Raw genomic sequence first — 11,699 nt, 5'->3', positions numbered from 1 at the left:
GAGTTCGCCAACGTGACCGGGATATCGGGCGAACCCGAGGTGTTCCGGCAGGCTGTTGCCGCGTTGCGGTCGATGCATCCACGACCCGAGGTCGAGCTGGGCGAAGTCCGTGCCCCGCAACGTCTCGCCCCATGGAGCTTCGCCCTCAGCGCCGAGGCCAACGGACCGGCCGGGGAGCTGGCCACGGGCCGGTTGGTGCTGTTGCACGATCCGGACGGGGCCGAAGCCTGGGACGGGGTGCTGCGACTAGTGGCCTACGTCCGGGCGGAGCTGGACACCGAGCTGGCCGCTGACCCGTTGCTACCGGCGGTCGGCTGGTCCTGGCTGACCGAGGCGCTGGAGTTGTCCGGGGCGGCCTTCACCGCGCTGGGCGGCACGGTCACCCAGACCTCCTCGGCCCGCTTCGGCGACATCTCCGGGCCCAGCAGCACCCATGACCTGGAGCTACGGGCGTCCTGGACCGCGCGGGACACCGAGCTGGCCGCGCACGCGGAGGCGTTCTGCGAACTGCTCTCCAGCGCGTCCGGGCTGCCGCCGGTGGGGATCGCGATGATCAGCCAGCGCAAGGGCGACTGAGCACCGCGATCACTCGGGCAACCGCGATCACTCGGGCAGCGGTGCGGCGGCTGGTCAGCCGGGCCTGCGGAGTTCGGCGGCGACCTTCTCCGCCTGCTCCAGCACCCGCAGCACGTTGCCGCCCGCCAGCTTGGTGAGGTCCTGCTCGGACCAGCCACGGTCCATCAGGTCGGCGAACAACTCCGGATACCTGGAGACATCCTCCAGTCCGTCCGGGAGTTCGCCGGTCCCGTCGTAGTCGCCGCCCAATCCGATGTGGTCGATGCCCGCGACCTCGCGCGCGTGTTCCAGGTGAGCCACCACGTCGGCCCGCCTGGCCCGGCGCACCGGGTCGGCCGAGACGAACGCGGGCACGAACGTGATCATGCACACGCCGCCCTTGGCGGCCAGCTCGCGCAGCACGTCGTCGGGCACGTTGCGCGGGTGGTCGGTGACCGCCTTGCACGAGGAGTGGCTGAAGATCACCGGCGCGACACTGGTCTCCAGCGCGTGCCGCATGGTGCTGGGCGCGACGTGGGAGAGGTCGACCAGCATGCCGAGGCGGTTCATCTCACGCACGACCTCGCGGCCGAAATCGGTCAAACCGCCCGCGACCGGCCGGTCGGTGGCCGAGTCCGCCCACGGCGTGTTGTCGTTGTGGGTGAGCGTCATATAGCGCACACCCAGGCGAAACAGCGCGCGCAGCGCCCCGAGGGACTCCCCGATGCAGTGCCCGCCCTCGGCGCCGAGCAGCGAGGCGATCCGGCCGTCGGCGAAGGCGGACTGCACCTCGGCCGCGGACCGAGCGAGCCGGAGCTGTTCGGGGTACCGTTCGACCAGCTCGTGAACCAGCTCGATCTGTTCCAGCACCGCCGTCACGGCGCGATGCTCGAGGAAGCGGCACGGCACGTAGACCGACCAGAACTGAGCGCCCACGCCACCGTGGCGCAGCCGGACGAGGTCGGTGTGCAGACCGGGTTGCTCGACGGTCAGCTCGATCGCGGTGAGGTCCCCGCCCGTTTTGTCCCGGATCGCCCACGGCAGATCGTTGTGCCCGTCGACGAGCGGAACCCGCCGGAGAAGCTCCTGCGAACGGCCTAACGACCCGCTGGTCGGCATAGTGCAAATCCTTCATGTCGTTTGTGTACGGCCCGGCGTTAACCACCATCCGAGGGACCGCCCGATCGTGTGATCAGACCACGTCAAAGTGACAACCCGATCGGGACAGATACCCAATTGATCGTCCCACTGACCCGCTTGGGCGGCTACGCTCCTCCCGACGACACCACTTTCGGTCGATCGGTGGCGCGGCCGATCGGTCGAAAGTCCCGGTGCCGGTCGGGGGGCACGACCGACTCCAGGGAGGTAGTGACGTGGCTGCCGTCGGCTTAGGACAGGCCGTTCGAACCACGCCAGCCGGCACTTTGCCGGCGAACATGGTCCCGCACCCGCGGGAAGAGCTGTTTTCGGTGCTGGTGGTCGATGACCACCCATTGCTGAGGGAGGCCATTGCGGCTCGACTGATGCAGATGGGAGCCGGCACGGTGCACGAGGCCGCATCGGTGGCCGAGGCGAGGGCGCGTGCCCTGGCCACGGGGCCATGCGATCTCGCGATACTGGATCTCGGGCTTCCGGATGGGAGCGGCATTGACCTGGTCACGGAACTTCGTGCCCAGGGCTGGCCACGAATCGTGGTCCTGGCATCCTCCGATGACCCGTACGCGGTGCGTGCGGCCTTCCAGGCAGGCGCTCAGGCCTACCTGCTGAAGTCCGCCTCGCCGATGGTGGTCACCGACGGGGTGCGCAGGGTCCTCGAGGGTGGCGTCTATGCCGATCCCAGCGTGGCTCCGGTGCTTGCTGCCGGAACCAGGGTGCCCGGTACGGACAACACGCCGAGGGAACTCTCCGCGCGAGAGGTCGAAGTGCTGCAGCTGGTAGCCGACGGCCGCTCGAACAAGGAGATCGGCGAAGCACTGAACCTGTCCGCGCTCACGGTGAAGTCTCACCTGTCGCGGATAGGGCGCAAGCTGGGAACCGGGGACCGGGCTCAGATGGTAGCGCTGGCCATGCGTGCCGGCGTTATCCGCTGACTCCTCAGCCGAGGGGGTTCGAGTTTCGCTGTCGGGTGCGTTGCAGAGCGCGGACACGCCCGGCACACGAAGTCCGGACCCCATGACGACCGGGGTGTGGTTGGCCGGTACGGAAAGATCGGAAAGCGTTGGATCAGCCTCTGACCAGCGGTTTCCGGTTGGCGCACCGTGCCGGTCAGCCTACTTCAGTGGATCTCGACTGTCTGAGCGCACCGTTGACGCATAGGGTCACGGCCGTGGATGTAGGCCGAACCGCTGTCAACGACTCGGGTGAGCAACCGGAACTGACGTTGCTCACCACCCCCTCCGGTGGCGTTCCTGATGTCATCAACACTGTTGATGGTGTCAGGCGGGCCGCCGCGATGCTGGCCGCCGGTACGGGGCCATTCGCGGTGGACACCGAACGTGCTTCCGGATACCGGTACTCGCAGCGGGCCTACCTGGTGCAGATCCGCCGCGAGGGCGCCGGCACGGTGCTGATCGACCCGGTCGCGGTCAATGGCCGGGTGGAAGCGCTGGCCGAGGTGCTCAACCCCGCTGAGTGGGTGCTGCACGCGGCCAGTCAGGACCTGCCGTGCCTGCACGAACTCGGCCTGGGTCCGGAGACCCTGTTCGACACCGAGCTGGCCGGCCGGCTGGCCGGGTTCGAGCGGGTGGCTCTCGGCGCCCTGGTCGAACGCCAGCTGGGCTTCCGGCTGGAGAAGGGCCACGGCGCCGCCGACTGGTCCCGCAGGCCGTTGCCCGCGGACTGGCTGGCCTACGCCGCCCTGGACGTCGAACTGCTGCTGGAGCTGCGCGCCTCCCTGGAGGCCGAGCTGATCAGCCAGAACAAACTGGCCTGGGGCCTGGAGGAGTTCGAGGCGGTCCGCACCGCCGCTCCCCCGCCCCCGCGCGCCGAACCGTGGCGCCGCACCTCCGGCATCCACCGCCTGCGCAGCCCGCGCCAGTACGCCGCGGTCCGCTCACTCTGGCAGGCCCGCAACACCATCGCCCAGCAACGCGACATCGCCCCCGGCCGCGTCCTGCCGGACTCCGCCATCGTCGAGGCCGCCCTGCACGACCCCACCGGCCACGCCGAGTTGCTGTCCCTGCCGGTCTTCCGCGGCCGGGCCCAGCGCCGGATGGCCGACGTCTGGTCCGGCGCCCTGCTCGAGGCCCGCGAACTCCCCAAGTCCGACCTCCCGGACCCCTCGCCCCAGCACGACGGCCCCCCGCCGCCCAACCGCTGGGCCGAACGCGACCCCGCCGCCGCGGCCCGCCTGGTGGCGGCGCGCGGCGCGCTGACGACGCTGGCCGAGCAACTCCGGATGCCGGTGGAGAACCTGGCCCAGCCGGACCTGGTGCGCCGGCTGTGCTGGCAGCCGCCTGCCGAGATCGACCTTGGGTCGGTGCGGGCGGCGCTGGCGGCTGGTGGGGCCCGGAACTGGCAGGTGGAGCAGGTGGGTGAGCTGCTGGCGGCGGCCTTGCTGGCGCAGCCGAAGGCTACGGAGAAGGCGGCGGAGAAGGACTGAGGCGGTGGTGGGGGCGGGCGGGTGCCTGTCTCCACCTCGGGCTGAGTCCGGGCAGAAAAAGACCCGGCCCCGTGCGGTGAAGCACGAGAACCGGGTGGTGTGTCGCAACGCCGCGAGGTGGGAGTGCTGGTCAGCCGATGGGCTGGGATCGCCGTCCCGCTCGCGCATGGCTGTGCGGCGAATGACCCGGTCGATCAGCACCATGGCCATACTCATCTTGAGTGAGTGATCGACCACTCATCGATTCCCCAGGCGACCTCCTACAGCGTTCGCGAGCCACCAACCAGCGATTCTCCGCCTCGCCTCGCCTCGCCGGCCCAGCCCAACCCGGTCCAACCCGGTCCAACCCGGCACGGCACGGCCCGGCACGGCCCAGTCGGCCCGCCATCACCCACCTCGCCCCCAGTCCCCGGCCACACCTGGCCCCAGCCACATCGCCCCCGGCCACGCGAACACCCGCCCACACCGAAAGACTGGTGTGACCCACTCGACAGCGCGATCCCCGTAGTTACCAGTGAGTAATACGCGCTAGAGTGGTGTTACCGGCCGGTAGCAGCGCAGCGGAAGCCGCCGCGGGCCGATGTCAGGGGTTCAGCACTGAGTGAGGAGCACGCCGTGGTCGCACCTGCGCCGGCGAAACCCGGCAGCGCCAGCGCGCGCGCCGTTCGGGACGTGGTCTTCGTCGACGGCGTTCGCACGCCGTTCGGCAAGGCCGGTGCCAAGGGCATCTACGCGGAGACCCGCGCCGACGATCTCGTCGTCAAGGTCATCCGGGAACTGTTGCGCCGCCATCCCGAACTGCCGCCGGAGCGGGTCGACGAGGTCGCCATCGCCGCGACCACGCAGATCGGCGACCAGGGGCTGACCATCGGGCGGACCGCCGCGTTGCTGGCCGGGCTGCCGAAGTCGGTGCCCGGGTACGCCGTGGACCGGATGTGCGCGGGTGCGATGACCGCGGTGACCACGGTCGCCGGTGGCATCGCCTTCGGCGCCTACGACATCGCCATCGCCGGCGGCGTCGAACACATGGGCCGCCACCCCATGGGTGAGGGCGTTGACCCGAACCCGCGATTCCTGGCCGATCGGCTGGTCGACACCTCGGCGCTGGTCATGGGGCAGACCGCGGAGAACCTGCACGACCGGTTCCCGCACCTGACCAAGGCGCGCACCGACGCCTTCGCGGCGACCTCGCAGGCCAGGTACGACGCGGCGGTCAAGGCCGGCAAGATCGGGCCCGAGTTCGTCACCGTCGCCACCCGCTCCACCGAGCACGGCTGGGGCCTGGCCTCCGCCGACGAGCCGCCGCGCCCCGGCACCACGGTCGAGGACCTCGGCAAGCTGAAGACCCCGTTCCGCCCGCACGGCCGGATCACCGCGGGCAACGCGGCCGGTCTCAACGACGGCGCCACCGGCTGCATCCTGGCCGAGGAGGAGACCGCGCGCGAGCTGGGCCTGCCCATCGGCATGCGGCTGGTCGCCTACTCCTTCGCCGGGGTCGAGCCCGAGGTCATGGGCGTCGGACCGGTGCCTGCCACCGAGAAGGCACTCAAGATCGCCGGGCTGTCCATCGAGGACATCGGCCTGTTCGAGGTCAACGAGGCGTTCGCGGTGCAGGTGCTGGCCTTCCTGGACCACTTCGGCATCGCCGACGACGACCCTCGGGTCAACCAGTGGGGCGGCGCGATCGCCACCGGTCACCCGCTGGCCTCCTCCGGCGTGCGGCTGATGACCCAGCTGTCCCGCCAGTTCGCCGAGCGCCCCGACGTGCGCTACGGCATCACCACCATGTGCATCGGCATCGGCATGGGTGGCACCGTGATCTGGGAGAACCCGCTGTGGAACGGGGAAAGCAAGTGAGCACCTTCACCCTTGAGGAAGCCAAAACCCTCTTCCCCGACGAGGTCGTGACCCACGCGGTCACCCGCCTGCTGCGCGTGCCCGGCCTGGACAAGCCGGTCGCGCTGATCACCCTGGACAACGGGCACGACCACACCCGCCCGTCCACCTTCGGCCCGCAGGGCCTGCTCAGCCTGGACGCCGCCTTCACCGCGGCCACCGCGGCCGAGCCCGCGGCCATCGCGGTCACCGGCAAGCCGTTCATCTTCGCCGTCGGCGCCGACCTGTCCGCGGTGGAGAAGGCCACCTCCCGGGACCAGGCCGTGGCGATCGGCCAGCTCGGCCACGACGTGTTCCGCCGCTTCACCGACTCGGCGATCCCCACCTTCGCCTTCGTCAACGGCGCGGTCATGGGCGGCGGCCTGGAACTGGCACTGTCCTGCCACTACCGCACGCTGTCGAGCAACACCGCGGCGCTGGCGCTGCCCGAGGTCTTCCTCGGCCTGTTCCCCGGCTGGGGCGGCACCCAGCTGCTGCCGAACCTGATCGGCGCGAACGACGCGGTCACCGTGATCTTCGAGAACGCGCTGAACCAGAACCGGATGCTCAAGCCCAAGCAGGCCGCCGGACTGGGCATCGTGGACGTGGTCTTCGAGTCCGCGGACTACCTGGAGCAGTCGCTGGTCTGGCTGACCAAGGTGCTCGGCGGCGAGATCACCCCGCCGCGCAAGGAGATCGACCGCGGCGAGGGCTGGGACCAGGCCGTTGCTCGGGCCAAGGCCATCGTGCACGGCAAGACCAAGGGCGCCGCCCCCGGTGCGCTCAAGGCCCTTGAGCTGCTGGAACTGGCCCGCGAGAACGACCTGACCAAGGGCTACGCGGCCGAGACCCAGGCCCTGGCCGACGTCGTGATGAGCGATGAGCTGCGGGCCGGGCTGTACTCGTTCAACCTGGTGCAGAAGCGGGCCAAGCGCCCGGCTGGCGCGCCGGACCGCAAGCTGGCCCGCCCGGTGACCAAGGTCGGCATCGTCGGCGCCGGCCTGATGGCCAGCCAGATGGCGCTGCTGTTCGCCCGTCGGCTCAAGGTGCCGGTGGTGCTCACCGACATCGACCAGGCCCGGGTGGACAAGGGCGTCGGCTACGTGCACGGCGAGATCGACAAGCTGCTCGGCAAGAAGCGGGTCTCCCCCGACGAGGCCAACCGGCTCAAGGCGCTGGTCTCCGGCTCGCTGGACAAGGCCGCCTTCGCCGACGCCGACTTCGTCATCGAGGCCGTCTTCGAGGAGCTGTCGGTCAAGCAGCAGGTCTTCGCCGAGGTGGAGGAGCACGTCTCCGCCGAGTGCGTGCTGGCCACCAACACCTCCTCGCTGTCCATCACCGACATGGCCAGCAAGCTGGCGCACCCGGAGCGGGTCGTCGGCTTCCACTTCTTCAACCCGGTCGCGGTCATGCCGCTGCTGGAGATCGTGCGCGCCGAGCAGACCGACGACGCCACCCTGGCCACCGCCTTCGCGGTCGGCAAGGAGCTGAAGAAGTCCAGCGTGCTGGTCAAGGACGCCCCGGCGTTCGTGGTCAACCGGCTGCTCACCCGGTTCATGGGCGAGGTCATCAACTCCGTGGACGAGGGCACCTCCTTCGAGGTCGCCGACCAGGCCACCGACCCGCTCGGCCTGCCGATGACCCCGATGATCCTGCTGCAGCTGGTGGGTTCCGCGGTCGCGCTGCACGTCTCGGAGACCATGCACCACGCGTTCCCGGACCGGTTCACCGTCAGCTCGAACATGAAGAAGTTCGTGGCCGCCGGCAAGGCCGCCGTCTGGCAGTGGGACGCCCAGGGCAAGCAGAGCGTGGACCCCGAGGTCACCGCGCTCTGGGAGTTCGGCGACAAGCCGCTGACCGGCGACGAGGTCAAGAACCGGGCCCTGGAGGCACTGGCCCAGGAGATCCGGATCATGCTCGACGAGGGTGTGGTGGCCGAGGCGCAGGACATCGACCTGTGCATGATCCTCGGCGCGGGCTGGCCGTTCTGGCTGGGCGGCATCACCCCGTACCTGGACCGGACCGGCATCTCGGAGAAGGTCACCGGCAAGCGGTTCCTTGCCCCCGGCGTGGCCAGCGTGCCCACCGCCTGACCAGCGACACCGCCTGACCCAGCACGTCGAAAGGGGCGCCTCCCATCGCGGGGGGCGCCCCTTTTCGGCGCTCAGTTCCAGGCGCCGGCCGCGACCGCGTTCTTGACGTAGGCGGCGAAGGTGCGCGGCTCCCGGCCCAGCACCCGCTGCACGCCGTCGGAGAGGTGGGCCTCCTTGCCCTCCCGGATCCGCTGGTACAGCCGGGCGATCAGCTCGGCGAACTCCAGCGGCATGCCCTGCCCGGCCATCTGCCCGGCGTAGGCGGCAGGCTCCAGGTCGACCACCCGGATCTCCCGGCCCAGCTCGGCCGCGATGATCCCCACCGCCTGCGGGAAGCTCAGCAGCTCCGCGCCGGAGAGGTCGTAGATCTGCCCGTCGTGGCCGTCCTGGGTGAACGCGGCCACCGCGACCTCGGCGATGTCCTCGGCGTCGATGAACGGCTCCAGGCCGTCCCCGGTGGCCAGCAGCACCTCACCGGCCCGCACCGCCGCGTCGAAGTAGTCCTCGTCAAAGTTCTGGTTGAACCAGCCCGGCCGCAGGATGGTCCAGGCCACCCCGCTCTCCCGCACCGCGCGCTCGGCGACCAGGGAGTTCACCGCCGCGAAGGTGTCGATGTCGCGGGCGGAGAGCATCACCAGCCTGCGCACCCCGGCGGCGGTGGCCGTGGCCACGAACCGGGTCAGCTGCTCGTGCTCGTCGCCGGTGGCGTCCAGCGGCACCACGTACACCGCGTCCACCCCGGCCAGCGCCGGTCCCCAGGTGGACTCCTCCGCCCAGTCGAACCGGGGCTCGCCCGAGCGGGAGGCGATCCGCACGGTGTGGCCCTGCTCGCGCAGCAGCCGGGCCACCCGCTTGCCGGTCTTGCCGGTCCCTGCCTGCACCAAGATCGTCTGTTTGCTCATGTCCGCAAGTCAAACAGCGAAAACTGAGACGATCTATGGCCAGGAAGCTCGAACGCATGTCCATCCGTCTAAGGTGAGGGCATGGACGCGTTGGCTGACCTGTTGCAGGGCGTGCGGGCGCGGGGTGCGCTGTTCAGCCGGTCGATCATGAGTCCGCCGTGGGGGCTGGAGTTCCGCAACCCGGCCCGGCTGACCCTGTGCACCCTGCTCAGCGGCGAGGCGTGGATCGTGCCGGAGCACGGCGAGCCGCGGCTGCTGCGGGCCGGGGACGTGGCGCTGGTGCGCGGCCCGCAGGTGTACAAGGTCGCCGACCGCCCGGACACCCCGGCCGGGGTGATCGTGCTGGACGCGGAACGCTGCGTGCGCCCGGACGGCACCGACCTCTGCGAGCAGCTGTGCCTGGGCCCGCGCACCTTCGGCGAGGCGCCGACCGGTCCGGCGGTGCTGATCAGCGCGGCCTACCAGGTGCACGGCGACATCAGCGAGCGGCTGCTCAGCGCGTTGCCGCCACTGCTGGTGCTGCCCGATGACCAAGGTCCGTGCGCGCTGCTGCGCATCCTGGAACTGGAGATCGACAGCGAGGAGCCCGGCCAGCAACTGGTGCTGGACCGGCTGCTGGACCTGCTGCTGGTGCTGTCCATGCGCTGCTGGTTCAACATGCCCGAGGCCAACCCGCCTGCCTGGTACCTGGCGCTGAGCGATCCGGTGGCCGGGGCCGCGCTGCGCGCGCTGCACGCCGATCCGGCCAGGACCTGGACGGTGGCGGCGCTGGCCGCGGAGGTCGGGGTGTCCAGGGCGACGCTGGCCCGCCGGTTCACCGAACTGGTCGGCGAGCCGCCGCTGACCTACCTGACCGGCTGGCGGATGGCGCTGGCCGCGGACCTGCTGCGCGATCCGGACGAGACGGTGGCCAGGGTGGCCAGGCGGGTCGGCTACGCGGACGGGTTCGCCTTCAGCTCGGCGTTCAAGCGGACCCGTGGGGTCAGTCCGTCCGTGCACCGGGCCGCCGGTTAAACGTTTCCACCGAGTCCACCTGCCGGTCATCTCGGCTGTCTACGGTCACCCGGACTAACCAGGAGGTCAGGATGGGTCAGGTGGGTCGCCGCGGGTTCCTGCGCGGTGTGGGTGCGGCCGCGGTGGGTGCGCCGCTGCTGGGCGCGGGCACGGCGAACGCGGGGATCGACCTGGACGTCGACCTCGATCTGGATCTTGATCTGGACCTCGGGCTGCCCCGGCTGCCCAGCCCGCACCGCTGGCTGGTGGGTGATCACCACATCCACACCCAGTACTCCAACGACGCGATGTACACCGTGGACCAGGTGGTCGCGGGCGCGCGGCGGCACGGCGCGGATTGGCTGGTCTTCTCCGACCACGGCCACGTCGCACACGAGGCGAACTCGGTGGAGCCCGCGCACGCCGACATCGTGGCCGCCCGCCGCAGGCACCCCGGCCTGCTGCTGTGGCAGGGCCTGGAGTGGAACATGCCGGCGGCCGAGCACGCCACGGTGTTCCTGCCGCCCAGCCGGGACGAGGCCGCGTTGCTGCGCGAGTTCGAGCGCACCTTCGACTCCCGCCTGACCAACACCGGCGCGAGCACCCCCGCCAACGAGGCCAAGGCCCTGGAAGCCTTGCGCTGGCTGGAAAAACGCGGCGGCCTGGTCGTGGTCAACCACCCGTCCCGCAACGGCCGGATCGCCCCCGCCGAACTCCGCAACTGGCACGACGCCGCCCCCAACGTGGTGATCGGCATGGAGGGCGCGCCCGGCGCCCAGTGCGACGGCCACCCCAAGCCCGGCGGCAGCGGCGGCCACCGCGGCGGCTACGGCAACTCCCCCGGCGCCGACTCCTGGCCCGGTTTCCCGCCCGAGACCTACCGCACCTTCGGCGGCTTCGACTGGGTGACGGCCACCCTGGGCGGCCTGTGGGACTCGCTGCTGGCCGAGGGCCGGAGCTGGTGGATCACCAGCAACTCCGACAGCCACTTCAACTTCCGCGACACCATCATCCGCCAGCCCGAACCCGGCGACCTGTACGACCGCGTCGGCAAACACCTGGACCCCCTCCCCGGCGGCCCGGCCCAGACCCAGCCGCCGTACTGCGACTTCTACCCCGGCGAGTTCAGCCGCACCGTGGTCGGCGCCACCGAACGCAGCTACCGGGGCGTCATGGACGGCCTGCGCGCAGGCCGGACCTTCGTCACCCACGGCGGCCTGGCCCAGCAACTCGAAGTACACGCCTTCGCCAACGACCGCCTCTCCTGGCCGGTCGGCCTGGGCGGCCGCCTGCGCGTCCGCCGCGGCACCGACATCACCGTCGTGGTCCTGGCCCGCCTGGCCGCCCGCCCGCACACCGGCGGCGAGGTGCCGAAGCTGGCCCGCCTGGACCTGATCCGCGGCACGATCACCGGCAGGTCGACGAACCGCCAGTCCGTGCACGCCCCGGAGACCACAGTGGCCCGCTCCTACGAACCGCGGTTCCGCCCCGGCCAGGTGGTCGCCTTCAAACACACCTTCCGCGACGTCCGCGACTCCTTCTACGTCCGAGTCCGCGGCACCGACGGCAACCGCCACACCCCCGGCGGCCTAGAACCCATCCAGGACATCCCCGGCGCCGCAAACCCCTGGCAAGACCTGTGGTGCTACACCAACCCCCTATTCGTCGAAGTCCGCTAAC

General features: G+C 70.7%; 9 protein-coding genes. 7 read left to right on the top strand and 2 right to left on the bottom strand.

The annotated features are described in order from the left end of the window. Positions 1-12 precede the first annotated feature (12 nt). Positions 13-576, top strand: coding sequence for a DUF3000 domain-containing protein (locus HNR67_RS15625; RefSeq protein ID WP_185002830.1), 564 nt, complete (start codon positions 13-15; stop codon positions 574-576). A gap of 54 nt (positions 577-630) precedes the next feature. Here HNR67_RS15625 and HNR67_RS15620 read toward each other — a convergent pair whose 3' ends face one another. Then, a complete protein-coding gene (locus HNR67_RS15620) occupies positions 631-1,674 on the bottom strand; it encodes a dipeptidase (protein WP_185002828.1) in 1,044 nt (347 codons plus the stop codon). 254 nt (positions 1,675-1,928) lie between these two features. On the opposite strand from HNR67_RS15620, the gene HNR67_RS15615 reads away from it, so the two are divergent. From HNR67_RS15615 to HNR67_RS15600, 4 genes are all read left to right on the top strand, one after another. Further along, positions 1,929-2,645: a response regulator gene (locus tag HNR67_RS15615; RefSeq protein ID WP_185002827.1), complete on the top strand. Its 717-nt coding sequence runs from the start codon at positions 1,929-1,931 to the stop codon at positions 2,643-2,645. A 236-nt stretch (positions 2,646-2,881) separates the two neighbouring features. After that, positions 2,882-4,156, top strand: coding sequence for an HRDC domain-containing protein (locus tag HNR67_RS15610; RefSeq protein WP_185002825.1), 1,275 nt, complete (start codon positions 2,882-2,884; stop codon positions 4,154-4,156). Between the two features lie 615 nt (positions 4,157-4,771). Continuing rightward, positions 4,772-6,013, top strand: coding sequence for a thiolase family protein (locus HNR67_RS15605; protein WP_185002823.1), 1,242 nt, complete (start codon positions 4,772-4,774; stop codon positions 6,011-6,013). Continuing rightward, on the top strand, positions 6,010-8,124 hold the full coding sequence (locus tag HNR67_RS15600) for a 3-hydroxyacyl-CoA dehydrogenase NAD-binding domain-containing protein (protein WP_185002821.1): 2,115 nt from the start codon (positions 6,010-6,012) through the stop codon (positions 8,122-8,124). The genes HNR67_RS15605 and HNR67_RS15600 overlap by 4 nt, the downstream gene beginning before the upstream one ends. A 71-nt stretch (positions 8,125-8,195) precedes the next feature. Here HNR67_RS15600 and HNR67_RS15595 read toward each other — a convergent pair whose 3' ends face one another. Continuing rightward, the gene (locus tag HNR67_RS15595) at positions 8,196-9,026 is read right to left on the bottom strand and encodes an NAD(P)H-binding protein (protein WP_185002819.1); all 831 of its coding nucleotides are present in this window, start codon (positions 9,024-9,026) and stop codon (positions 8,196-8,198) included. An 81-nt stretch (positions 9,027-9,107) separates the two neighbouring features. On the opposite strand from HNR67_RS15595, the gene HNR67_RS15590 reads away from it, so the two are divergent. Next, positions 9,108-10,040 carry an AraC family transcriptional regulator gene (locus HNR67_RS15590; RefSeq protein ID WP_185002818.1) on the top strand — a complete coding sequence of 311 codons (933 nt, stop codon included), beginning with the start codon at positions 9,108-9,110 and terminating at the stop codon, positions 10,038-10,040. Between the two features lie 71 nt (positions 10,041-10,111). Further along, a complete protein-coding gene (locus HNR67_RS15585) occupies positions 10,112-11,698 on the top strand; it encodes a CehA/McbA family metallohydrolase (protein ID WP_185002816.1) in 1,587 nt (528 codons plus the stop codon). The last annotated feature ends 1 nt before the right edge of the window (position 11,699 follow it).

Origin of the sequence: Crossiella cryophila, from assembly GCF_014204915.1 — a bacterium.
In the GTDB taxonomy this organism is placed as follows: domain Bacteria; phylum Actinomycetota; class Actinomycetes; order Mycobacteriales; family Pseudonocardiaceae; genus Crossiella; species Crossiella cryophila.
Note: the sequence above shows the minus strand (reverse complement) of the source record. Positions and strands in the feature narration are given on the sequence as shown.

Coding starts and splice junctions, on each gene's coding strand:
- HNR67_RS15595 (WP_185002819.1), bottom strand. CDS start 9,026: ATGAGCAAACAGACGATCTTGGTGCAGGCAGGGACCGGCAAGACCGGC.
- HNR67_RS15585 (WP_185002816.1), top strand. CDS start 10,112: ATGGGTCAGGTGGGTCGCCGCGGGTTCCTGCGCGGTGTGGGTGCGGCC.
- HNR67_RS15620 (WP_185002828.1), bottom strand. CDS start 1,674: ATGCCGACCAGCGGGTCGTTAGGCCGTTCGCAGGAGCTTCTCCGGCGG.
- HNR67_RS15590 (WP_185002818.1), top strand. CDS start 9,108: ATGGACGCGTTGGCTGACCTGTTGCAGGGCGTGCGGGCGCGGGGTGCG.